This window comes from Micromonospora sp. CPCC 205561 (assembly GCF_036906775.1).
Taxonomy (GTDB): domain Bacteria; phylum Actinomycetota; class Actinomycetes; order Mycobacteriales; family Micromonosporaceae; genus Micromonospora.
The window spans coordinates 252,169-274,556 of record NZ_JBAKHV010000001.1 but is presented as its reverse complement, the minus strand read 5'-3'; the positions used below and the strand labels follow the sequence as shown (position 1 = coordinate 274,556).

Annotated in this window: 20 protein-coding genes; 2 read left to right on the top strand and 18 right to left on the bottom strand. The window is 75.0% G+C overall.

Features of this window, described 5'->3' with window-relative positions:
• Nucleotides 1-41: 41 nt before the first annotated feature.
• Complete coding sequence (locus tag V6V16_RS01235; RefSeq protein ID WP_334558636.1) at nt 42-1,385, bottom strand: class I SAM-dependent methyltransferase; 1,344 nt, start codon at nt 1,383-1,385, stop codon at nt 42-44.
• Nucleotides 1,382-2,782 carry an FAD-binding oxidoreductase gene (locus tag V6V16_RS01230; protein WP_334558635.1) on the bottom strand — a complete coding sequence of 467 codons (1,401 nt, stop codon included), beginning with the start codon at nt 2,780-2,782 and terminating at the stop codon, nt 1,382-1,384. Before V6V16_RS01230 ends, V6V16_RS01235 begins: the two co-directional genes overlap by 4 nt.
• A gap of 108 nt (nt 2,783-2,890) precedes the next feature.
• Between V6V16_RS01230 and V6V16_RS01225 the strand changes: the two genes are divergently transcribed.
• Nucleotides 2,891-3,175, top strand: coding sequence for a DUF427 domain-containing protein (locus tag V6V16_RS01225; protein ID WP_334558633.1), 285 nt, complete (start codon nt 2,891-2,893; stop codon nt 3,173-3,175).
• Nucleotides 3,176-3,272: 97 nt separating this feature from the next.
• On the opposite strand, the gene V6V16_RS01220 is transcribed toward V6V16_RS01225, so the two are convergent.
• From V6V16_RS01220 to V6V16_RS01195, 6 genes are all read right to left on the bottom strand, one after another.
• Nucleotides 3,273-5,228, bottom strand: a complete 1,956-nt coding sequence (locus V6V16_RS01220) for a VWA domain-containing protein (protein ID WP_334558631.1) — start codon at nt 5,226-5,228, stop codon at nt 3,273-3,275.
• A 2-nt stretch (nt 5,229-5,230) separates the two neighbouring features.
• Nucleotides 5,231-6,685, bottom strand: coding sequence for a magnesium chelatase (locus V6V16_RS01215; RefSeq protein WP_334558629.1), 1,455 nt, complete (start codon nt 6,683-6,685; stop codon nt 5,231-5,233).
• Nucleotides 6,686-6,755: 70 nt separating this feature from the next.
• Complete coding sequence (locus V6V16_RS01210; RefSeq protein ID WP_334558627.1) at nt 6,756-7,832, bottom strand: hypothetical protein; 1,077 nt, start codon at nt 7,830-7,832, stop codon at nt 6,756-6,758.
• A gap of 77 nt (nt 7,833-7,909) precedes the next feature.
• Nucleotides 7,910-8,578, bottom strand: coding sequence for a response regulator transcription factor (locus V6V16_RS01205; RefSeq protein ID WP_334558626.1), 669 nt, complete (start codon nt 8,576-8,578; stop codon nt 7,910-7,912).
• A complete protein-coding gene (locus V6V16_RS01200) occupies nt 8,575-9,819 on the bottom strand; it encodes a sensor histidine kinase (RefSeq protein ID WP_334558624.1) in 1,245 nt (414 codons plus the stop codon). The genes V6V16_RS01205 and V6V16_RS01200 overlap by 4 nt, the downstream gene beginning before the upstream one ends.
• 173 nt (nt 9,820-9,992) lie before the next feature.
• The gene (locus V6V16_RS01195; protein ID WP_334558622.1) at nt 9,993-10,961 is read right to left on the bottom strand and encodes an aldo/keto reductase; all 969 of its coding nucleotides are present in this window, start codon (nt 10,959-10,961) and stop codon (nt 9,993-9,995) included.
• Nucleotides 10,962-11,031: 70 nt separating this feature from the next.
• On the opposite strand from V6V16_RS01195, the gene mgrA reads away from it, so the two are divergent.
• Nucleotides 11,032-12,033 carry an L-glyceraldehyde 3-phosphate reductase gene (mgrA, locus tag V6V16_RS01190; protein WP_334558620.1) on the top strand — a complete coding sequence of 334 codons (1,002 nt, stop codon included), beginning with the start codon at nt 11,032-11,034 and terminating at the stop codon, nt 12,031-12,033.
• Nucleotides 12,034-12,054: 21 nt separating this feature from the next.
• Here mgrA and V6V16_RS01185 read toward each other — a convergent pair whose 3' ends face one another.
• The 10 genes from V6V16_RS01185 to V6V16_RS01140 all read right to left on the bottom strand — a co-directional run bounded on the left by V6V16_RS01185 (nt 12,055) and on the right by V6V16_RS01140 (nt 22,336).
• The gene (locus V6V16_RS01185) at nt 12,055-12,954 is read right to left on the bottom strand and encodes a transketolase family protein (protein WP_334558998.1); all 900 of its coding nucleotides are present in this window, start codon (nt 12,952-12,954) and stop codon (nt 12,055-12,057) included.
• Between the two features lie 15 nt (nt 12,955-12,969).
• Nucleotides 12,970-13,662, bottom strand: a complete 693-nt coding sequence (locus tag V6V16_RS01180; RefSeq protein ID WP_334558997.1) for a thiamine pyrophosphate-dependent enzyme — start codon at nt 13,660-13,662, stop codon at nt 12,970-12,972.
• 46 nt (nt 13,663-13,708) lie between these two features.
• Nucleotides 13,709-14,734, bottom strand: coding sequence for an aldo/keto reductase family protein (locus V6V16_RS01175; RefSeq protein WP_334558618.1), 1,026 nt, complete (start codon nt 14,732-14,734; stop codon nt 13,709-13,711).
• Between the two features lie 15 nt (nt 14,735-14,749).
• Nucleotides 14,750-15,271, bottom strand: a complete 522-nt coding sequence (locus V6V16_RS01170) for a GNAT family N-acetyltransferase (RefSeq protein ID WP_334558617.1) — start codon at nt 15,269-15,271, stop codon at nt 14,750-14,752.
• Nucleotides 15,272-15,303: 32 nt separating this feature from the next.
• On the bottom strand, nt 15,304-16,560 hold the full coding sequence (locus V6V16_RS01165; RefSeq protein ID WP_334558615.1) for an MFS transporter: 1,257 nt from the start codon (nt 16,558-16,560) through the stop codon (nt 15,304-15,306).
• Nucleotides 16,553-17,260: a TfuA-like protein gene (locus V6V16_RS01160; RefSeq protein WP_334558614.1), complete on the bottom strand. Its 708-nt coding sequence runs from the start codon at nt 17,258-17,260 to the stop codon at nt 16,553-16,555. The genes V6V16_RS01165 and V6V16_RS01160 overlap by 8 nt, the downstream gene beginning before the upstream one ends.
• On the bottom strand, nt 17,257-18,531 hold the full coding sequence (locus V6V16_RS01155; protein ID WP_334558613.1) for a YcaO-like family protein: 1,275 nt from the start codon (nt 18,529-18,531) through the stop codon (nt 17,257-17,259). The genes V6V16_RS01160 and V6V16_RS01155 overlap by 4 nt, the downstream gene beginning before the upstream one ends.
• Entirely contained in the window at nt 18,521-20,521 is a 2,001-nt protein-coding gene (locus V6V16_RS01150) for an alpha/beta hydrolase family protein (RefSeq protein WP_334558612.1), read from the bottom strand. The genes V6V16_RS01155 and V6V16_RS01150 overlap by 11 nt, the downstream gene beginning before the upstream one ends.
• A 67-nt stretch (nt 20,522-20,588) precedes the next feature.
• Entirely contained in the window at nt 20,589-21,473 is an 885-nt protein-coding gene (locus tag V6V16_RS01145) for a JmjC domain-containing protein (RefSeq protein WP_334558610.1), read from the bottom strand.
• Nucleotides 21,473-22,336: a JmjC domain-containing protein gene (locus V6V16_RS01140; protein WP_334558609.1), complete on the bottom strand. Its 864-nt coding sequence runs from the start codon at nt 22,334-22,336 to the stop codon at nt 21,473-21,475. Before V6V16_RS01140 ends, V6V16_RS01145 begins: the two co-directional genes overlap by 1 nt.
• Nucleotides 22,337-22,388 lie beyond the last annotated feature (52 nt).

Genomic DNA, 22,388 nt, shown 5'->3' with positions numbered 1-22,388 from the left:
GCGAGCCGCGCCGGGGGGACGGCGCGGCTGTCGAGGGCGGATCAGGCCAGCCAGTCGGGGCGCAGCGGGTAGTCGCTCGCCCCCTCCGGGCCGTTGCGGGTGGCGAGCACCTGGTGCAGCTGGATGCCGTTGCGCTCGAACGCCAACCGGGACCCGGCCATGTAGAGGCCCCACACCCGGGCCGTGCCCGGCCCCACCTCGGCGACACAGGCGTCCCAGTGCGCCGCGAGGTTGCGGCACCAGCCGGCCAGCGTCAGCGCGTAGTGCGAGCGCAGGTTCTCCTCGTGCCGCACCTCCAGCCCGACGTCGTGGATCTCACTGATCACGCGCCCCGGGCCGGCCAGCTCCCCGTCCGGGAAGACGTACCGGTCGATGAACGCCCCGGAGCGGTGCGGCGCGCGGTTGTCGGCCCGCGTGATGCAGTGGTTGAGCAGCCGGCCGTCGGGCCGCAGCCGGTCGGACAGGGCGGCGAAGTAGACCGGATAGTTGCGCACCCCGATGTGCTCGGTCAGGCCGATCGAGGAGATCGCGTCGAACTGCTCGCGCGGCGCGTCCCGGTAGTCGAGGTGGCGCACCTCGGCGAGGCCGGTCAGCCCCTCCCGTTCGATCGCCGCCCGGGCCCACTCGGCCTGCGCCCGGGACAGGGTCACCCCGAGCGCCTTGACGCCGTACTCGCGGGCCGCGTGCCGGACCATGCCGCCCCACCCGCAGCCCACGTCGAGCAGCCGCATCCCGGCCCCGAGCGCCAGCTTCTGCGCCACCAGGTCGTACTTGGCCGCCTGGGCCTGCTCCAGCGTGTCGTCGGGCGAGCGGAAGAGCGCGCAGGTGTACGTCATCGACGGGCCGAGCACCTTCTCGTAGAAGGCGTTCGAGACGTCGTAGTGGTGCGAGATCGCGGTGCTGTCCCGGCCCCGGGAGTGCCGCAGCCCGTTCACCAGGCGCTTCCAGCGCGGCTGCGCCTCCTGCGGCGGGGGCGGGGGCGGCACCAGCCGCTCCCAGCCCAGCCCGCGCACCAGGGCCAGCCCCTCGGCCAGCGACGGCGTACGCAGCCGCAGCTCGTCCTTGAGCACCCGCAGCGCCTCGTACGGGTCGCCCGGGTGCACCCCCCGCAACGCCAGGTCGCCGCCGACGTACGCCCGGGCCATGCCGAGGTCGCCCGGGGCGGTGAGCAGGTAGGTCAGGCCCCGCTCGGAGCGGATCGACAGGGTGATCCCGGCGTCGGCCGGGCCCACGGCGCTGCCGTCGTACCCGGTGACCCGCACCGGGAGGGCCCCGGTGGTCAACGCGCGGACGACGTCCGCCACGGTCGGGCCCGGACGCCGGCCCCCCGCCGGCGGGGTGGCGGGGACGCTCGCCGCCCCCTGGTCTCGTTCGGTCAGGCTCATGCTCGTGCTACCGCCTTCTCGTACAGTCCGGTGAGCCGGTGCTCCGGGTCGTAGCGGTCCCTCACCGCGCGCCACGTCGCGCCGCCGTAGAGCCGGTCGAAGGATTCCCGGTCGTAGTACGCGTCGGAGTAGAGCGACTTGTGCCCGCCCGACTCCGACACCCTGCGCTCGATCGCCCGGTTGACGTCGCCGTCGGCGGCGCCCTCCGCGATCGGCACGCTGCCCCAGAAGCCGATGTTCACGTAGTTCTGTCCGGCCTGGAGCGGATACAGTGGCCAGGCCCGGGCCGACCCCGGGCCGGCCGGTTCACGCAGCCGCAACGGGCAGAGCCAGACCGGGGTCATCCCGACGTCGGCGGCGAACCAGCGCAGGAACTCCGCCGTCCGCTCCAGCGGGATCTCCACGTCCTGCACGACCCGTTCCCGCGCCGGCTGGCCGCGCAGCCGGTCGATCCGGGCGGCCACGCCGTGCCGGTGCTCCAACCGGACCAGCCGGTGGTAGACGTCGCTGCGCCGCCACCGCGCCGGCCAGACCCGCCGGAGCACCGGGTGCTGCACGCCGAAGGCCGCGGAACACCAGAACCAGTCGGTGTCCCAGCGCCAGAGATAGTCGTACGCGGTAAGGGCGTCGCGCGTGCGCCGGCGCAGCGACCGGTAGTAGATGTCCTGGCCCGTGTAGTCGCTGACGCCCGACGCGTCGTCGGTGAAGGTGCCGAGCACGAGGTAGGCCTCGCCGGGGCTGAACATCACCCCGTCCATGGCGTCCACCGCCGCCCCGGCCCAGGAACGGGTCGCGGTGACCTCGGCGAGCGCGTCGGTGAGGGCCTCCAGCCGGGTGAACCGGACGTTGCGCAGGGCCACGAACCGGCGTACCGGCTGGAGCTGGATGCGCAGCCGGGTGGCGTAGCCGAGGCTGCCCAGCGAGTTGGGGAACGCCGCGAAGAGGTCGGCGTGCTCCCCCTCCGCCCGGGCGGTGACGATCGCGCCGGCCCCGGTGAGCACGTCCAGCTCGACCACGGACTCGTGCGGCAGGCCGTTGCGGAACGAGGTCGACTCGATGCCGAGCCCGGTCACCGCCCCGCCGAGGGTGATGGTGCGCAGCTGCGGCACCACCAGCGGCATCAGCCCGTGCGGCAGGGTCGCGTCGACCAGGTCCTCGTAGGTGCACATGCCCTGCACGTCGGCCGTGCCGGCGACCGGGTCCACGGCGAGCACCCCGGTGAGCCCGCTGACGTCCAGGCCCGGTGTGCGCGGGGCGGCCCGGGGACGGAACAAATTGGACGTGCGCTTGGCCAGCCGGACGGGTTCGCCCGCGGGCACCGCCGCGTACGACCGTCTCAGCTGGGCCACCGCACCCTCGTGGTCGACCGGATGATGATCCACACGGACCGCACACATGCGGTCACTGTACGCGCCGCGAAGCCCGCCGCGTGGGACGTCCACGGGCGCGCCCGCGTCGCGGCCGGGCGACTGGCCGACCCGGACCGACCGGCATAGCGTGGAGCCATGCCGAGAGCCTTGTGGAACGACCTGGTGGTGGCCGAGAGCGACGACACCGTGCTGGTGGAGGGGAACCACTACTTCCCGCGCGCGGCCCTGCGCGACGACGTCCTCCGCGAGTCCGACACGCACACCGTCTGCCCGTGGAAGGGGACCGCGTCCTACTACAGCCTGGAACACGACGGCCGGACCAGCGCCGACGCGGTCTGGTACTACCCCGCGCCGAAGCCGGAGGCCGAGATGGTCCGCGACCGGGTGGCCTTCTGGAAGGACGTCCGGGTCGTCGACTGACCGCCCCCTCGCCGCGTCACCGGGCGCGGAGCATGCGGAGCCGCGCCACTGCCTCGGCAGTGTGGACGCGCGCGTGCGGCTCCGGGGTGGGCCCGGGTCACCGGCGGCGGGACTGCCGGGAGCGCAGGTAGTCGGAGACCACGTACTCGCCGAGGTCCTCCAGGTCGGGGGTGAACATGCGCCCCTTCGAGCGCCGCGCCACGGCGTCGACGAAGCGGCGCAGGCCGTCGTCGTCGCCGAGCATGAAGAGGTTGAGCGTGGCGCCGTAGCGGGTCAGGCGGTCCACCTCGCGGACGGTCGCCTCGATCGTCTCCGGCAGCGGCGGCCAGTGGAACAGCGCCTCCCCGTCCTCCGGGTCCAGGTGGGCGGTCGGCTCCCCGTCGGTCACCACCAGCACCACCGGCTCGGCGTCCGGGTGCCGCCGCAGGTGCCGGGCGGCCAGCCGCAGCGCGTGCTGGAGGTTGGTGCCCTGCTGCATGTCCGGCTCGACGGCGGCCAGCTCCTGCTGGGTCAGGGGCAGCGCCTGCCGGCCGAAGCCGATGATCTGGAGGGCGTCCTGCGGGAACCGCGTGGCCATCAGGTGCGCCAGCGCCAACGCGGTCTGCTTCATCGGGCCCCACCGGCCCTGCGAGATCATCGAGTAGGAGAGGTCGACGCAGAGGGCCACCGCCGCCGCCGCGCGTCGCTCGGTCTCCACCACCTCGAAGTCCTCGACGGCGAGCCGCACCGGCAGGCCCGTCCCGGTGCGGCCGACCGCCCTGGTCAGCGTCCGGACCACGTCCAGGGGCTGCTCGTCGCCGTACTCCCAGGGGCGTGAGCCGCCACTGACCTCGCCGGCGGCGCCCGCCGAGCGCAGGTCGTGCTGGCCGCGCGGCCCGGCCGTCAGGTCGGCGAAGACCCGCCGCAGGGCGGTGCCGCCGAGCCGGCGCAGCGCCTTCGGGCTCAGGGTCAGCCCCTCGGCGTCCCGGCTCACCCAGCCCTGCCGGCGCAGCTCCCGCTCCAGCTCGCGCAGCCGGCGTACGTCGTCGGCGGCGTCGCGGCCCAGCGTCCGGGCCACCGCGTCGACGTCGACGTCGTCCAGGGTCGCCCCCGGATGCTCCTGGTCGAGCTGGTCGAGCAGCTCGTCCAGCTCGGCGATCTCGCCGAGCGCGCCGGCCGCCTCGCCGTAGCCGAGCGGCTGGTCGCCGCGCACCCGCTCGGCCCGGCCCTGGTGCAGGTCGGGGCGGAGCGCGCGGAGGTTGGCGTCCAGCGCCGCCAGCTCGCCGGCGAGCCGGTCGCCGAGCGACTGCCGCATCAGGCCGGCCAGCTCCGCGCGCTGCGGCTCCGACAGCGAGCGCATCAGCCGCTCCCCGGCGGCCGACCGCCGGGCCAGCACGTCGACCAGCTCGTCGACGTCCGCCGGGTGCTCCGGGAAGAACTCGCCGTGCCGGCGGATGAACTCGGCGAAGGCGTCGGTGGTGTCCTCCGAGCGGGCGTGCCGGGCCAGCAGGTCGTTCAGGTCGCGCATCATCGCGGCCAGCCGCCGCTGCGCGGCCGGGTCCGCCGAGGCGCGCACCGCGTCCCGCAGCCCCGCGAAGCGCTGGCCGAGCACGTCGTCGCGCAGCCCGTCGAGGATCCGCTGGTACGTCCCGCGGGCCTCCTCGCTGGCCCAGCGGTAGCCGGCCAGCTCCTCGACGGCGCGGGCCGTCGAGCGGGGCAGGTTGTCCAGCACCGCCTCGGCGAACCGCGCGGCGTCGTCGTCGCGCCCCCGCAGCTCGTCCCGTTCGGCGGCGAGCGCCTGGTCGAGCAGGGCCCGCGACCGGGTCACCGCCCCGTCCAGGTCGCCCCGGCGCAACGCCTCCCGGCGCAGCCGCCGGGCCCGGGCGGCAAGGTCGTCGAGGCCGCCACCGCCCCGGGGACCCCGGCGCAGCAGGTCCCGCAGCGCCTCCCGCAGGCTGCCGCCGGCCAGCACCTCGGTGCCGACCGCGTCCACCGCGCCCCGCACGTCGTACGGGGGCGCGAGCGGGTCGGGGCCGCCCCGCCACTGCCCGTACCGGAACCGGTTGCCGGCCATGATCAGGCCCGGCCGCCGTAGCGGGTCCGGCCGGAGTCGGTGACGTCCTTGCCGAGCCGGCGGGTCAGGTGCAGCCCTTCCAGGACGAACTCCACGCCGGCCGCCGCCTGCTCCGGGCTGGGCGCGTCGCCCAGCCCGAGCCGGTCCAGCGCCTTGGCCAGACCGGGGACCGTACCCACCTGACGCAGCAGCTCGGCGGAGCCGACCAGCTCGCCGGTCTCGACCACCGCGTCCTCGTCGACCAGGGCGGTGAAGCCGGAGAGGTCCAACCCGGCCAGCCGGGCCCGGAACGTCTCGGCGGTCGCGGCCCGCAGCAGGTGGCCGAGGATCTCCACCTCGCGCCCCTCCTCGCCGCTCTCGAACTCCACCTTGCCGCGCAGCGTGCTCGTCACCGACACCGCGTCGCCGACGCGGGCGACCGGCGCCTCCGGGCGTACCCCTGCGGGCCGCTCGGCGGCGACGAGCAGGCCGGCGCGGCGCAGCGCGGCGGCGGCGACGGTCTCCGCGGCGGCGATGGCGAACCGGGCCGAGACCCCGGAACGCGGGTCCACCGACGGCGACTCACGCACCGCGCGGGCGAACCGCGCGAGGACCTCCAGCACGTGCTCCGGCACCTCGGCGACCAGGTCGGCCTCCTGCCGGATCAGGGCCAGCTCCAGGTCGAGTTCGAGCGGGTAGTGGGTGCGGACCTCGGCGCCGAAGCGGTCCTTGAGCGGGGTGATGATCCGGCCCCGGTTGGTGTAGTCCTCCGGGTTGGCGCTGGCCACCAGGAAGAGGTCCAGGGGCAGCCGCAGCTGGTAGCCGCGGACCTGGATGTCCCGCTCCTCCAGGACGTTGAGCAGCGCCACCTGGATCCGCTCGGCCAGGTCGGGCAGCTCGTTGACGGCGAAGACGCCCCGGTTGGTGCGCGGGACCAGACCGAAGTGGATGGTCTCCGGGTCGCCGAGGGTGCGCCCCTCGGCGATCCGGATCGGGTCGACGTCGCCGATCAGGTCGCCGACGCTGGTGTCGGGGGTGGCCAGCTTCTCGCCGTAGCGCATCGAGCGGTGCAGCCACCCGACCGGCAGGTCGTCGCCGGCCTCGGCGACCAGCGCCCGCGAGCCCGGGGTGAGCGGGTGCAGCGGGTGCTCGTTGAGCACGGAGCCGGCGATCACCGGGGTCCACTCGTCGAGCAGGCCGACCAGGGAGCGGATCAGCCGGGTCTTGCCCTGCCCCCGCTCGCCGAGCAGCACCATGTCGTGCCCGGCGAGCAGGGCCCGCTCGACCTCGGGCAGCACCGTGTCGTCGTAGCCGACGATGCCGGGGAAGCGGTCGGCGCCGGACCGCATCCGGGCCAGCAGGTTGTCGCGGAGTTCCTGTTTGACCGTGCGGTACGCGTGGCCGGCCGCCCGCAGCTGACCGAGCGTGCGCGGCAGGTCGGCCGGTGGGGCCGGGATAACCGGGGAAGGCGCAGTCACCCGACCAACGCTAGCTCACGGAAGCGGGGACGCCCGGTCCGTCGACCGGGCACCCCGCCGGCGGGACGGCTCAGCCGCGCCCGCAGCGCCGGCAGCCGCCCCGGCGGCGCAGGTGGTACGCGTACGTGGCGGCGCCGAGCGCCACGCCCCAGATCGGCCAGAGCAGCATCGGCGCGGTGGCGAGGCTGAGCCCGTCGGAGAAGTCCCAGAAGTCGGGGCTGGCGAGCAGGCCGAGGCTCGCCGCGGTGACCGCCACCGCGACCAGGGTCGCCGGTACGACGGCCAGCCCGACCGGCACCGGCCGCCCCGCCAGGCCGACCGTCCAGCGCGGGAACCGCTCCCCCCACCGGTGCACCAGCCCGAGGGTGAGTACCGCGCCCACCAGGGCGAAGCCGCCCAGCCCGGCACCCGCCCAGACCAAGCCGGACCCGCGCATCTCGTCGAGGAACGACCGCTCGATGCCGAGCGGGACGCCGACCGCCCAGGCGAGCCGGGTGACCGCGTACAGGCCGGGGATGGTGGCCGCCGTCCAGGCCGCCACGCGCCCCCACCGGGCGGCCGAGGCGGGCGTGGTCCAGCCGCGGTCGGTGCCGTCGCGCCCGCACGCCGGGCAGGCGTCGACGGTGCGCCGCTGCCAGCGCAGCACCGCCCCGGCCAGCAGCACCCCGCCCACCACGGCCGCGAACCGGGCGGACAGCGCCCAGGTGAACACGTCGGCGTACTCCACCGGCGGCCAGCCGAACGGCGCGCCGACGATCAGGATCGGGGCGTAGCCGAGGATGGTCAGCACCCCCACGTCCGGCACGACGACGGCGAGCAGGAAGGCGACCGCCCAGGCGTACGCCGGCAGCAGGGTGCGCAGCGGCCGGGCCGGCCGGCGTACCGGGCCGGTCATGGCGAGCGCGGTCACCGCGGCGCCGAGCAGCAGCACGGCGAACAGGGGCGGCCCGACGTCGGTCGGGACCAGCCGGAGCAGGTTGACCTCGCCGCCGTGCGGATCGTTCGCCCCGAACGGGTAGCCGGCGCCGGTGACGGCGCTGACCAGGGCGAGCAGGCCCCAGAGACCGAGCCAGCCGGCGGCGAGCGGGGCGAGCCGGTCGGGCCGGTCGGGGGCCGGGCGGCGGGTGGGAGCGGTGGTCGTCGTCATGCTTCCCAGCCTCGGCCGACGACCCGCGTACGCCCTCCCGGGCGGCGGTGAACCGGCTCCCCCGCGGGAGGGAACGCTCAGCCCGACGGGGTGACGAACCCTGACTCGTACGCCGCGATCACCGCCTGGGTGCGGTCGCGCACGCCGAGCTTGGCGAGCACGTTGCCGACGTGGGTCTTCACGGTCTCCACCCCGACCACCAGGCGCGCGGCGATCTCCGGGTTGGACAGTCCGGTGGTCATCAGCCGGAGCACCTCGGCCTCCCGGTCGGTGAGCCGGGCGGCGGCCAGCCGGTCGGCACCCCGCGCCCCGTACGCCCCGGCGAGACGCCGGATCGCGGCGGGGAAGAGCAGCGACTCGCCCCTGGCCACCACCCGGACCGCCTCCACCACCTCGGCGGGCCGGGCCCGCTTGAGCAGGAACCCGCTGGCCCCGGCCCGGAGCGCGTCGTAGACGTACTCGTCGTTGGCGAACGTGGTGACCACCAGCACCCGCGGCGGGTCGGCCGAGGTGGCGAGCAGTCGCCGGGTGGCCTGGATGCCGTCGATGCCGGGCATCCGCACGTCCATCAGCACCACCCGGGGGCGGAGCCGGGCGACCAGCGGCGGCACCTCCGCGCCGTCGGTGGCCTCGCCGAGCACCCGCAGGTCGGGCTGGGCGTCGAGGATCGCCCGCAGCCCGACCCGGATCAGCTCGTCGTCGTCGACGATCAGCACGCCGGTGCTCGGCGCGGTTCCGGTCGTCATCGGGCCCCCTCGAACGGCAGTCGCACCCGGATGCGCCAGCGGTCGCCGTCCGGCCCGACGGTCAGCCGGCCGCCGAGCAGCAGCACCCGCTCCCGCATCCCGTCCAGGCCCCGGCCGCCCCGCCCCGGGTCGGCGCGGCGGCTCCGGCCCACCGCGTTGTCCAGTTCCAGCTCCAGCGCGTCGGCGTGCACGTCGAGGCGCAGCGTGACCGGGCCCCGGCCGTGCCGGGCCGCGTTGGTCAGCCCCTCCTGGACGATCCGGTAGCCCTCCCGGGAGACCGCCGCCGGCAGGTCGGCCGGGTCCCCGCCGCGCCGGGCGTCGACCGGCAGGCCGGCCGCCCGGGTGTCGGCCACCAGCCGGTCCAGGTCGGCGAGCGTACGCTGCGGCGCCGGCGCGGCCGACCGGCCGTCGGGCTCGCGGAGCAGTCCCAGCACGTGGTCCAGGTCGTCCATGGCGGTCCGCCCCGCCTCCTCGATCGCGCCCAGCGCGCGCCGGACGAACTCCGGGTCCCGGTCGAGCAGCTCGCGGGCGGCGCCGGCCTGGAGGGTGGCGACGGTGAGGGCGTGGCCCACCGAGTCGTGCAGCTCCCGGGCCAACCGGTTGCGCTCCGCGAGACGGGTGGTGCGCGCCTCCAGGGCGGCGATCCGTTCCGCCTGGGCCGGGCCGAGCAGCACCGGCGCCATCGACACCGCCAACGCGCCCAGCCCGGCCACCGCGTAGCCGAACGCCACCAGCACGACGATCGCGGTGAGGGTCAGCCAGCCGGTGTCCCGCCCGTCGAACGGCCCGAACCGGTCGCCGCCGGTCATCCCGGTGTCGAGGCCGAAGTGCTGCCCGATGAAGGCCAGCGCCATCGGCACGGCGCTGAACAGGGCGGCCACCACGAGCCCGCCGCTGACCAGGTGCAGCCCGATCCAGAGCGCCGAGCGCAGCCGGGTCTCCCGGTCGGCGGCGTGCCCGGGCGCCGGGTCCGGCAGGTCGACGCCGAGCAGGGCACGCGCGGCGGCGATCTCCAACGCCCGGGGGCCGTCGAGGAAGACCGGGACCGCCGCGATGGTCGCCGAGACGGCGAGCAGGGCCAGCACCAGCGGCCGGGGCGCGTCCGAGCGGGTCAGCATCTGGGCGAACGCCGCCGCCAACAGCACGTACGGCAGCACGAGCACCCCGCCGAGCAGCAGGAACACGCCGCGCCGCCAGGTGCTGCCGGCCACCAGCGGGGCGAGGACCGGGCCGGGTTTCACCCGCCCATTCTGTCCCCGTCCCGCCCCGCGCCGACTCCCCCGCGTCGGGGAGATCGGCGACCCGGCCGAAGTTCCGCGCGACGACGCCCGGCGCGGCCGGCAGGCGACGACGCCGGCACGGCCAACTCGGCGGCGACCCGGCTCCGCACGCGGCTCGGGGGACGCCGCTCGGGTCAGCGTCCGACCCGGGCCCGGAGCAGGCGGGGCGCCGCCGCCAGCCCGGTGACCGGGCGGAACTCCCTGGCGGCCCGGGCGAGCGCGGCGTGCTCGTCGTCGGCCAGGTCGATCTCGGCGGCGGCGGCGTTGCGTTCGACCTGCTCCACGCCGGAGGCGCCGGGGATGGCCAGCACGTTCGGGTGCCGCAGCAGGTAGGCCAGGGCGATCTGGCTGGGCGTGGCGTCGTGCGCGTCGGCCACCTGGCGCAGCGTGTCGATCAGCGTCGCGCCGCGCTCCAGGTTCTCCGGCAGGAAGTACGGGTTGGCCCGGCGCACCGCCCCGCTCGGCGGGTTCTTCGCGTCGTACCGGCCGGAGAGGAAGCCCTGGGCCAGCGGGCTGTACGCGACGACGACGCGGCCGGCCTGCTTCGCGTACGGCAGCAGGTCGTGCTCGGGCCCGCGGTCGAGCATGCTGTAGCGGACCTGGTTGCTCAGCACCCGCCGGCCGAGCGCCGCCTCGGCCACCTGCCAGCGGCGCAGGCCGTAGTTGCTGACGCCGACCTCGCCGACCAGCCCGACGTCCTGCAACGCGCGCATGCCGCGCATGGTGGTGTGGTCGGCGACCAGCGGGTTGGCCTGGTGCACCTGGTAGAGGTCGAGGTGGGTGACGCCGAGCCGGGCGGCCGAGGCGACCGCCCGCTGCTGCACCACCGGGGCGACCGGCAGGATCGGGAAGATCTTGGTGGCGAGCACCACCTTCGGCCGGTCGTCGCCGAGCGCCTCGCCGAGGATCCGCTCGCTGCGGCCGAAGCCGTACAGCTCGGCGGTGTCGAAGACGGTGATGCCGAGCTCGACGGCGCGCCGGACGATGTCGGCGGCCCGGCGCTCGTACTCGGGACCGTAGCCCCACTCCCGGGACCCGAACTGCCAGGTGCCGAGGCCGATCTTGGACAGGGGCTTCGGGGTGTCGAGCTGGACGAAACGCATGGTCCCGAAACTACCCCGGCGCCCGTCGCGGCAGGCCGGATCGCCGCGCGCGGCCGGTGCCGGCGGAGATATGGTCTCGCTCGTGACGTATCTCGCCGCGGACCAGCGCTACGACCAGATGACCTACCGGCGCAGCGGACGCAGCGGGCTGCGGCTGCCGGCGATCTCGCTCGGGCTTTGGCACAACTTCGGCCCGGACCGGCCGTTCGAGCGGCAGCGGAACATCGTCCGGCGCGCCTTCGACCTCGGCGTGACGCACTTCGACCTGGCCAACAACTACGGGCCGCCGCCGGGCGCCGCGGAGGAGAACTTCGGCCGGATCCTCGGCACCGACCTGAAGCCGTACCGCGACGAGCTGGTCGTCTCCACCAAGGCCGGCTACCTGATGTGGCCCGGCCCGTACGGGGAGTGGGGTTCCCGGAAGTACCTGCTCTCCTCGCTGGACCAGTCGCTGCGCCGCCTCGGGCTGGACCACGTCGACGTCTTCTACTCGCACCGCTTCGACCCGGACACCCCGCTGGAGGAGACGATGGGCGCCCTCGACGCCGCCGTCCGCTCCGGCAAGGCGCGCTACGTCGGCGTCTCCAACTACGACTCCGAGCAGACCGCGCGGGCCGCGGCGATCCTGCGCGACCTGGGTACGCCGCTGCTGATCAACCAGCCGTCGTACTCGATGCTCAACCGCTGGACGGAGGACGACGGCCTGCTGGACACGCTGGAGCGCGTCGGCGCGGGCTGCATCGCCTACAGTCCGCTCGCCCAGGGGCTGCTCACCGACCGCTACCTGGGTGGCATCCCGGCGGACTCCCGGGTACGCACCAGCGTCTTCCTCGACGAGAGCGACCTCGGCGAGGAGAGGATGGCCACCATCCGGGCGCTCGGCGCGATCGCCGAGCGGCGCGGCCAGTCGCTGGCGCAGCTCGCGCTCGCCTGGGCGCTGCGCGACCCGCGGATGACCAGCCTGATCATCGGGGCGAGCAGCGTGCCGCAGCTGGAGGCGAACGTCGCCGCCCTGGACAACCTCGACCTCGGTGCCGAGGAGCTGGCCGAGATCGAGCGCCACCTCGGTTGACTCCGCCGCCCCCGGGCGGGGTCAGCCGGCGGGGGCGAGGAACGCGCCGAGGCGACGGCGCACGCCGGCCGCGTCGAGACCGTGCGCGATCGCGTGCTGGGTGGCGGTGCCGTACGCGCGCAACTCCTCCCGGGCGACCCCGACCGACAGGATCCGGCTCGGCACGTCCGCGAGGGCCCGCGTCAGCTCCCCCGCCGAGGTGCCCTCCAGCAGCGGCTCCACCACGGCCACAGCGACCTCCCGCTGGCCGGCCACCGCGTGCCGCACGGCCGCCGCGTCGAACGGACGGAGGGTGGCCGCGTACAGCACGGTGACGTCCAGGCCCTCGGTCGCGGCGAGGACGGTGTCGCACAGCGGTCCCACGGCGACCACGGTTCCCCGGGTGCCCCGGCGCAGGGTACGGAAGCCGGGGGCGCCGTCGTCGTCGTACGCCTGCCGGTTGGACTGGTTCGACAGCCGGAGGTAGACCAGGTCCCGGCCGGCGGCGGCGCGGCGCAGCTGCCGCTCGACCTCGTCCGCGTGGCCGGGCACGTGCACCGTCCAGTCCGGCAGGGTGTTCAGCAGCGCCACGTCGGCCGGGGCCTGGTGGGTACGGCCGCCGCTGGCGATGTCGTACGAGGCGCCCGCGCTGACCAGGATCGCCCCCACCCCCTGGTGGTTCAGGTCGAGCTTGATCTGCTCGAAGGGCCGCTCGACGAGGAACGGGGCGAAGCTGTGCGCGATGGGGCGCATCCCCGCCAGCGACATGCCCCCGGCCACGCCGACGAGCAGCTGCTCGCGGATGCCGACGTTGACCACCCGGTCCGGGTGCCGCCGCCGGGCGGGGGCGAACATCTCCGAGCTGAGGTCCGCGGTGAGTACGGCGAGGTCGGGCCGCTCGTCGAGCAGGGCCCCCGCCACCGCCACGAACCGTTCCCGCATGACACCGGCCATGACTCAGCTCCCTCCGTCGGTCGACGTGCCGCCGGCAGCGCTCCGCTGCCCACCGGCCCGGCGGTCGGCGGCGCTTCCGACGTCCGCCACCACCAGCCGGGGCTGCCCCGGGTGCGGCGCCCGGTACGCCGCGTACAGCTCGTCGTGGTTCCTGCCGTCCACCCGCGCGGTGGACCAGTTCTCCAGGGCGAAGCGCGCCTCCACGCCCCCGGGCCAGCCGAGGCTGGCCGAGTGGTTGTCGACCACGACGACGTGCAGGCTGTCCAGGTTCTGCCGGCCCGCGAAGGCGATCGCCTCCGCGTTGGAGCCCTCGTCCAGCTCGCCGTCGCCGAGCAGGACCCAGAACGTGGGGTCGGCGAGGCCACGGGCCCGGAACGCCAGCGCGGAACCGATGGCCAGGGGCAGCCCGTGCCCGAGCGAGCCACTGGAGATCTCGACTCCGGGGATCCTGAGCCGGTCCGGGTGGTGTCCCAGCTGGGAGTGGAACGTGCCGAACTGGTACAGCTCCACCGGGTCGACGAACCCCTTGGCGGCGAGCACCGCGTAGTAGGCCATCGGGCCGTGGCCCTTGGAGAGGTAGAACCGGTCCCGGTCCTCGCGCATCTCGGGGGTCACCCGCAGCACGCGGTCGTAGAGCACCCAGAGCGCGTCGAGCGTCGACCCGGCCGCCTCGGCGTGCTTCGCGTCGCCGCGCATGATCTCCATGAGCCGGTGTACGTCCTCGAACCGCCGGTCCGTCACGTCACTCCACCCCCGCCTCGTCGCCGCCCGCCCGGTCCCGCCGGTAGTCGTCCGGCTGGGACGGGATGCGTCCCGGGTCGCGCTCCACGACCGGGCCGATGATCCGCTCGATCTCGTCCAGCGTCTCGGCGTCGAGGGTGACGCCCGAGGCGGTCACGCTCTGCCGGACCTGATCCGGGTTGCTGGCCCCCACGATGGCCGTGGCGACGCCGGGGCGGTGCAGCACCCAGGCGAGGGCGAGCTGGGTCGGCGACAGGCCCCGGTCGGCCGCGAGCGTGCCGAGCTCGGCGATGCGGGACAGCACGTCGTCGGCCAGGCCCCCGGAGGCGAACTTGTGTCGGACCGGCCCGGCCGCCCGCGAACCGGGCGGCGGCGGGGCGCCGGGGGCGTACTTGCCGGTGAGCAGCCCCTGGGCGAGCGGGGACCAGGCCAGCTGCCCGATGCCCTCCCGGAGGCACAGCGGAAGCACCTCGGCCTCGACGGGCCGCCAGAGCAGGTTGTACTGCGGCTGGTTGGCGACGATGCGGTCGAGGCCCAGCTCGTCGGCGATGCGCAGGGCGTCGGCGATCTGGTCGGCGGTCCACTCGGAGACGCCGACGTAGAGCACCTTGCCCTGCCGGACCAGGTCGTCGAAGGCGCGCAGGGTCTCCCGCAACGGCACGTCCGGGTCGTACCGGTGGGCGTGGTAGAGGTCGATGTAGTCCACCCGCAACCGGCGCAGCGAGGCGTGCGCCGCCTCCATGATGTGCTTGCGGGACAGGCCCCGGTCGTTCGCGCCGGGCCCGACCCGGGCGAAGACCTTCGTGCAGACCTCGACCGACTCCCGCCGGACGTGCTTGAGCACCGCGCCCAGCACCACCTCGGCCCGGGTGCCGCCGTAGACGTCCGCCGTGTCGAACGTGGTGATGCCCGCGTCCACGGCGGCCCGCGCCACCTCCAACGCCTCGCCCTCGGTGCGGCTGATCCAGCCGCCGTAGGCGATCTCACTGACCTTGAGCCCGCTGCGGCCCAGGTTCCGGTGCTTCATGTCGTCAGCTCCACGTCAGCCGGCCGGGGCCAGCAACTGGTAGAGGATGTGGTCCTGCCACTCGCCCGCGATCTTCAGGTACTGCGGCGCGATGCCGTACGGGACGAAGCCGTTGCGGGTCAGCACCCGCTGGGACGCCGTGTTGTGGATGAGCGTCTCCGCCTGGAGGCGGTGCAGTCCCAGCTCGCCGAAGGCCAGCTCCGCGACCTCCGCCACCGCGCCGGTCGCCACGCCCCGACCGTTGTGCGACGCGCCCACCCAGTAGCCGATCGCCGCCGACTGGAACGCGCCCCGGGTGATGCCGTTGACGTTGATGCGCCCGATCAGCCGGTCGTCGGCGTCGACGATGGCCAGCGGCACCATCGTGCCCCGGTCGTACGCCTGGAGCGCCTGGGCGATCGCGTCGCGCTGGGCGTCGAGGGTGAAGAAGGCGTCGTCGCGTAGGGGGTCCCAGGGGGCGAGGAAGTCGCGGTTCTCCCGCAGCCGCTCGGTCAGCGCGGGGGCGTCGTCGGGCGAGATGAGCCGGGTGTGCCGCACGTCAATGATCTCCGTCTCAGGGGTCGGGCAGGTCACCGTACGGCAGCCGGGGCGGGCTCCACGCGTTGCGCCGCCGCGGCGGCGCCCGGGATGAGCAGCGCGGCCACGGCCGCGACCGCCGCGACGATCACCCATCCCCACGGGCCGGTCGCGCCGAGCGCGGCCACCAGCAGCGCCGGCCCGAACACGTTCTGCGCCACGCCGTGCAGGTTGAACGCGCCGAGGTACTCGGCCTGCGACGACTCCGGGGCGAGCCCGTGGGCCAGGCCCCACGCCGAAGCCGCCTGCTGCAACTCGGCGACGGTGAGCAGCAGCATGGCCACGCAGATCAGCAGGGCTGCCGAGACGCTGCCGAGCACGCCCGCCACGGCGGCCAGCAGGCAGCCGCCGGCCAGCCAGAGCCCCGAGCGCCGCGCCACCGACGCCGCACCCAGCACGGTCTCCGCGCCTCGGCTCGCCCGCACCTGGAGCAGCACGACGAGGACGGTGTTGCTGACCAGCAGGATGGGCACGAGCACCGGCGGCGCGTCGGTCTGGGTGACGATCCACAGCGGCAGGGCCACCAGGATGATGGAGGCGTGCAGCGCCAGCGGCGCCGAGAGGGCCACGACGCGCATGAACCGCACGTCCCGCACCGCGCCGAACCAGCGGGTCGACGGGCCGGCCACGGTGCCACCGGCCGGCAGCCGCAGGGTCAGCGCGGCGGAGCCGGCGAGCAGGGCGCAGGTGACGAGGGGCAGCGCGCGTACCGCCGGGCCCCCGAGGAGCACGGCCAGCGCCGTCACCCCGCTGCCCAGGCTGAAGCCCAGGTTGAACAGCGATCTCAGCACCGCCCGCACCCGGACCCGGTCCTTCGGCTCGAACAGCGAGGCCACGATGGAGCCGAACGCGGGCCCGCCGCCGTACTCGGCGAACCCCACCGCGGTGACCAGGGCGTAGAACGCGGCGGCGCCGCCCACCAGGGGATACAGGGCGAAGCCGACGGACTGCGCGACGAGCATGGCGAACAGCAGCCGCCGGGCACCGACCCGGTCGGCCGCGACGCCGAGGAGCAGGGAGGCCACGAAGCCGGACGCGCCCGCCGCGGAGAGGCCGATGCCGACCTGGGTGGCCGACAGGCCGGTCACCGACGTGAAGTAGATGGCGCTGCCGCTGAGGAACACGCCCTTGCCCGCCGCGTCGGCGAAGTGGAGCGCGCCCAGCAGCCGCGCGTCGCGCCCCTCGGGAACGAGGCTCTCGCGGAGATGACCGACCGCCGTACGCGCCAGCTTGTGCCGCACCCTACCCACCCACTGCCTCCCGTAGTGCCGCCAGGCCGTCGAGCCGCTTGCGGTCCCAGCCGTCCATGCGCTCCTCGTCGAGTTCCGGTTCCAGGACCGCCCGGACCTCCGGCGGCAGGTGCGAGCGCCAGCGCGCCGCCACCACCGAGGGCCTGCGGTCGCGGTAGTGGATCGCCCGGGCCACCTCCAGCGCCAGGGTCCCCCCGGCGGTGGTGATCCGCCCAGCGCGCACCCTCTCCCCGATCAGCCAGCGGAGGTTGACCAGTGGGACGGTCACCGGCTGGAAGTCGTACGGGTCGAACAGCAGCGCCACCTCGGCGTCGGACTCGATGCGGCCGGAGGCGTACTGCTCGTAGACCCAGCCGCTGCCCGTCATGCCGAGCGTCCGGCACTCCACCGCCCGCAGCACCCCCATCGAGGAGGCGCCGTGCAGGCGGATCCCCGCCCGCAGCACGGCACGGATCTCCGTGACGCTGACCGCCAGGTTCTGGCCGAACTCGCCGTCGAGCATCAGCACGCGATGGTCGGCCGGCAGGTCCCGCAGCGCGAGCAGGTCGTGGCGGCGCACGGGCGGCCGGACGTCCAGGCGTACCCCGTTGGCCGTGGCCAGCTCCCGCAGCCGGCTCCGGTCGTCGGGGCGCAGGGAGGGGCCGGTGAACACGGTGACGGCCCGCTGCGGGCCGCCGGCGGCGGTCGACGGGCCGGTCACGACAGCGCCCCCGCCAGGCCGAGCCGGGTCAGCGCGCGGTGCATCCGGGGCCCGATGCGTTCCCGGTCCTCGTGGAAGACCTCCAGCCCGGGCACGATCACCTTGGTGACGGAGAACGGCAGCCGGGACGGGGCGAGTTCCGTCGCCAGGATGGTCCGCGCGCCGATGCCGAACAGCGCCTCGACGACCCGTTCCAGGTCGCCGGCGGTGGTGCCGGTGCTCGCGGCCCGGATCTGGTCGAAGTCCATCTGGTCCCGCCCCGACGCCCACGACGCGTACCGGTCGCGCAGCTGCTCGTACGAGGTGTGCCGCCGGTACGCCTGCTGGTCGAAGTCCTCGCGGGCACCGGCGATGACGTTGAGCCGGGACTGCGCCGCCTCGGTGAGGGCGCGGGTGAGGGCCACCTCCGGGTCGAGGTGGCAGCCCGCGCCGCCGTTGAAGAGCATCCCGTCCTGGGCGTGGGTGTCCTCCGTGGTGACGTGCACGGTGGGGATGCCGGTGTCGGTCAGGTACAGGAAGACCCGCACCTCGACGCCCGCCGCGGCGAACCGTTCGACCAGTGCGGTCGGCCCGGGCGGCAGTGACTCCACGGGTACGCTCCACGCCTGCTTGAGCACCTCGCCGAAGGCGGCGCAGTCGTGCTCGACCAGTTCGAGCAGGCCGTGCAGCAGGGCCTCCTGCGGGCTGTTGCCGACGGCGAGCCCGATCGTGTTCGAGCTGAACATGCCGTGCTCGTGGGCGTACGGGGTGAGGACGGCGAGCGCCGGCACGAGGACCTCGCTGCCGCCGACCAGCTCCCGCGCCGGCCACCACCCGATGGGCGCCTCCTCGGACCAGGTGTGCGAGCGGCGCAGCATCAGCCGGCGCGGGTCCAGGGCGGCCGTTCCGCGCTCCGTCAGCTCCGCGTACGACGCGACGGGTGGGACGTCGTCGTACGGCTCGCACCAGGAGCGCTCGATGGCCTCCATCATGGCCGACACCCGGGCCGCGGCGACGGTCGTCCCCTTGCCGCTGGTGACGGTGTTCAGCCCCGGCGCGGCGGCGGGCCGGACGCTGTGGAACACCGGGATGCCCACCCGGTCGAGGTCGGTCACGTCGGCGATCCGGGTGATGCCGCACGGCTCCAGCCACTGCCGGGCGACGGCCTCGGTCTCCGCCAGCGACCGCACCCGCAGGGACGTGCCGGTCGCGCCGGCGGAGTCCGCCAGCGGGTCGGTCAGCCAGTGGTCGCGGGGGGCGGCGGGCCGCCCGATCCTGCGTTCATCCGTCATGCCGTCGGTCCTCGTCTCGCCAACCGGCCGGGGCCACGTTCTCGTCGCATGCCCGCCTGACCCAGTCGAACCAGGACAGGACGTTCTCGGGTCGTCTGATGCTGTGGCCCTCGTCGGGCAGGAGCATCAGCCCGACGTCGTGGCCCCGGGCGTCGAGGCTCCGGTGTATTCCGAGCGCCTCGTAGACCGGCACGTGGCCGTCGCGGACGCCGTGCGACAGCAGCACCCGCGTCCGCCGGTCCAGCTCGGTGAGCCGCACCGTCTCCCGGGCGTACGCCTCGGACGACTCCACGGGCCCGTACTCGCGCAGCCAGTGCCAGTGCAGGTCGCAGGTCCGCGCGACGGCGGCCAGCTCCACCCAGCCCGCGTGGCTCACGACGAGCCGGACGTCGGGCAGCAGCGTGCCGAGCGCCAGGGACAGCCACCCGCCGAAGCTGGCGCCCATCACCGCCGTGCGCGTGCCGTCCAGCCTCGGGTCGGCGGCCAAGACCGCGCGGACCTGCTCCGCCGCGACGCGGGCCACCTCCGTACGCCATCGTCCCCAGCCACGGGCCACCGCCTGCCGCCCGTAGCCGAGGGAGAGCGGCGGGTCGATCATCAGGACCGCGTAGCCCTCCGCCACGAACGGCCACGGGTTCCACCGCCAGGACCAGTCGGTCCAGCTCAGCAGCGGCCCGCCGTGGCACCAGACCAGGACCGGCCAGGGGCCGCCGTCCTCGCTGTCGGGCAGGCAGAGCCAGCTCGACCACGACGTGCCGTCCCCGGCCCGTACCGTGCGGCGCTCCGGGCGCCGGCGCGACCGCGCGGCCCCGGCGGGGGCGAGCAGGACCCGGGGCGGCGCGGGCGGCGCCGCGTCGAGCGGGACGGACACCAGCTCCGGCGGGGTGCCGATGTCGGAGCGGACGACCAGCGCGTGGTCGCCGTCGACTGCCACGGACTGGGCCGAGCCGGGAAGGCCGACCGCCACCGGTGCGGCGGTGCTCGGGTCCAGCCGCCACAGCAGCCGGCGGCCGTCCCGCTCGCCAAGGCAGAGCAGTTCGCCCGCGCCGTGCCAGGCCCGGGGCGTGAGCCACAGGTCGTCCCCCGTCGCCACGTCGACGACGGAGGCGCCGTCCGAGGAGACGAGGGCCACCCCCTGGTGCGGCGCGACCTCGGGGGTGGCCACCAGCTCGGCGGTGCACGCGAACCAGGCGCCGTCCGGCGACGCGACGGGGGCGGAGAGGTCCCGCCCGGCCCAGACCGACCGGCCCGCCTCCGGCCGGTCGACCGCGAAGACGTACAGACCGAACCGGCGGTGCCCGTCGCGGAGGAGATGGACGAGGCCGGCCGCGCACCACGCCCCGTCGGGGGTCAGTTCGACCTCGCCGGTGAGTTCCACGTCGGCGGCCAGCCGCGGGGCGAGCAGGTCGGGTTCCCGCGTACGGTCGAGCGGGACGCGGACCAGGCGCGGCACCGCGTGGTCGGGACGGTGGCCGAGTTGGGGCCAGAGATTACGCCCGGCCAGGTGCAGGTGCTCGCCCGAGGCCCGCCACGCCTCGTGGCGCGTCCGGTCCGCGGCGAGCGACTCCGACCGCGGGTCCGCCCAGACCACGGCGACCGCCACGGCTCCGGCGGCGGCGAACGCCACCACCCCGCGCGGCGGCGCGAACAGCTCGGTGGCGTCGCCCGGCGTCGCCGCGCCGGCACGGTACGACCAGATCACCGGGCCGCCCGTCCGGTCGCTCTCCGCAGCCGGGCCCAGGTACAGGTAGCGCTCCGCGTCCACGACGCGCGCCCGGGTGGCCGAGCCGTGGGCGTGGGTCATCGTCCACCGGCCCTCGGCGTCGAGGGAGTAGCGGAGCAGGTACGGCACCAGGTGGGTCCGGCCCGGCCGCCGGGTCTCGACCTCGACCAGCAGGTCCGTGCCCCAGCGCTGCGCGTGCTGGACGCGCCGCTGCCCGCTGATCAGTTCGAACAGCTTCTCCCCCGGGCGACGGTCGTGCCCCGTCATCGGCGCTCGGCCCGCGCCCGGGGCGTGCTCCTGGGACGTCGCGCGCCGGACGGGTGGCACTGACCGGTCATCGCCCCTGCTGCCGACGGGCCAGCTCCACGACCTTGCCCAGGTCCAGCCCGGCCAGGTGCTCCCGGAGCGCGCCGCGCAGCCAGGAAACCTTCTCGTCGAGCGTCATCGTGTGGTGGTCGACGGCGGCGGCCTCGGCCACCGGCCCCTTGAGGAACACGGCGAGCATCAGTTCCGCCAGCCGGCGCGCGGCCACCTCCCGTACCCCGACGACGAGGTGCAGGGCACCGTTGTCCCCCGCCGTCGCGCCGCCGGTCGTGCCGGCCGGCAGGTACAGGACGTCGCCGGGCCGGAGCGTCGGGGCGGCCAGCCCGCCCGGGACCGCCTCGCGCTCGTCGCCCAGGGTGGACGCGAGCGACCACGACGTCGCCCCTTCCAGCTGGACGACGAAGCAGTGGGCGGCGGGGTCGGCGGCCAGGTCGGCCGCGGCCCCGGGCGGCGTCAGGAACGCCGTCGACCAGACCTCCGCCCGGAAGAAGGAGGCGAGGCCGGCGACGAGGTCGGCGACGTCGGTGCTCCACCGTTCGGGCCGGTCCAGCACGACGGTGGCGCCGCCGTCGTGGCGGTGCCGGACGACCACGGCGTCGGGGTAGCCGACGAGCGGGTTGTTCACCACGTTGCGGGTGTGGCAGAACTCCTCGTACGGCACCGGGTCGCCGGCGGCCACCAGCCGCACGAAGGGGCGTACGACGAGGCCGCAGTCCAGCTCGTCCCAAATCCGGCGGCTCGTCAGCAGACCGGCGGCGGTCTCGGCGCGGTACTGGCGGGGGAAGACCCCCCAGACGTCGTCGAGGAACTCCCGGGGCGGGCCGACCAGATCGGCGAGGCTGCGTACGGCCGGCCGCTGGGGGGTGTCGACGGACGACACGGACGGGTTCGACATCACACGATCCTCCGACGCATCTGGCCCAGGGCCTGCTCCACCAGCCGGCCGGACTCGACCTCGTCGAGGTGGGCGAGCAACGCCCGCGAGACGGCCGCCGCCTTGTCGTCGACACGCATCCGCGGATGGTGCCGCATCAGGTAGTCGTTCTCCTCGGTGAAGGTCGCGAGGAGCGCCTCGATCAGCTCCAGCGGACCGGGCTCGGTGATGGTCAGCGTCAGGTGCAGGGAGCTGCCGCCGCGGGCGGTGGCGGCGTGCGGGTAGCCGTGCGGCAGGTACAGCACGTCGCCCGGGTCCATCACGAACTCGTGGGTCTGGGCGTCCGGGTCCACGTCGAGGCCGGGCCGGCCGTCGATCTGGGAGGCGTAGAGCCGCCACTCCTTGCGCCCGGTGAGCTGCACGGCCAGCACGTGGGAGCCGTCGCGGTGCGGCAGCATCCCCGTGTTGTCCTGCGGCGTGTAGAACATGTACGACTTGACCTCGGCCGGAACCAGCGTCTCGATCTCGCGGACGAGGTCGCGGGTCGGCCGGTGCCAGTCCTCGAGCTGGTTGAGCTTCAGCGTCGCGCCCTGCTTGAGCGCCTGCCGGATCCCGGTCGGGTTGGCGAGACCCTCGATCTCGACCCCGTCCCGCGTCTCGGTCCGGGTGACCCGCTCGGGGTTGGCCCAGACGCCCTCCTTCAGCACGGAGAAGTAGGGCCGGCGGAACAGCGGCATGTCGATGATGCGCTGAAGCTCGTCCTCGTCGATGAACGCCGACAGCGGCAGGGCCTGCTTCAGCAGGACGTGGCGGCTGTTCCAGTTCCGCTCGCCGAAGACGTCGGCCTCGCGGACCAGGCGGGTGAGGGGATGCGGGGTGGGCACGTCGGATCCAATCGGTCACAGCGGCGGTGGACGTTGCGGATCGTCGGACGGG

Excerpts from the sequence above, each read along its gene's own strand:
- V6V16_RS01145 (WP_334558610.1), bottom strand. The coding sequence starts at position 21,473 with ATGTCGAACCCGTCCGTGTCGTCCGTCGACACCCCCCAGCGGCCGGCC.
- V6V16_RS01180 (WP_334558997.1), bottom strand. The coding sequence starts at position 13,662 with ATGCGCGGCGACGCGAAGCACGCCGAGGCGGCCGGGTCGACGCTCGAC.
- V6V16_RS01175 (WP_334558618.1), bottom strand. The coding sequence starts at position 14,734 with ATGAAGCACCGGAACCTGGGCCGCAGCGGGCTCAAGGTCAGTGAGATC.
- V6V16_RS01225 (WP_334558633.1), top strand. The coding sequence starts at position 2,891 with ATGCCGAGAGCCTTGTGGAACGACCTGGTGGTGGCCGAGAGCGACGAC.
- V6V16_RS01150 (WP_334558612.1), bottom strand. The coding sequence starts at position 20,521 with ATGACGGGGCACGACCGTCGCCCGGGGGAGAAGCTGTTCGAACTGATC.
- V6V16_RS01195 (WP_334558622.1), bottom strand. The coding sequence starts at position 10,961 with ATGCGTTTCGTCCAGCTCGACACCCCGAAGCCCCTGTCCAAGATCGGC.
- V6V16_RS01185 (WP_334558998.1), bottom strand. The coding sequence starts at position 12,954 with ATGCGGGAACGGTTCGTGGCGGTGGCGGGGGCCCTGCTCGACGAGCGG.
- V6V16_RS01235 (WP_334558636.1), bottom strand. The coding sequence starts at position 1,385 with ATGAGCCTGACCGAACGAGACCAGGGGGCGGCGAGCGTCCCCGCCACC.
- V6V16_RS01220 (WP_334558631.1), bottom strand. The coding sequence starts at position 5,228 with ATGGCCGGCAACCGGTTCCGGTACGGGCAGTGGCGGGGCGGCCCCGAC.
- V6V16_RS01205 (WP_334558626.1), bottom strand. The coding sequence starts at position 8,578 with ATGACGACCGGAACCGCGCCGAGCACCGGCGTGCTGATCGTCGACGAC.
- V6V16_RS01155 (WP_334558613.1), bottom strand. The coding sequence starts at position 18,531 with ATGACGGATGAACGCAGGATCGGGCGGCCCGCCGCCCCCCGCGACCAC.
- V6V16_RS01230 (WP_334558635.1), bottom strand. The coding sequence starts at position 2,782 with ATGTGTGCGGTCCGTGTGGATCATCATCCGGTCGACCACGAGGGTGCG.
- V6V16_RS01210 (WP_334558627.1), bottom strand. The coding sequence starts at position 7,832 with ATGACGACGACCACCGCTCCCACCCGCCGCCCGGCCCCCGACCGGCCC.
- mgrA (WP_334558620.1), top strand. The coding sequence starts at position 11,032 with ATGGTCTCGCTCGTGACGTATCTCGCCGCGGACCAGCGCTACGACCAG.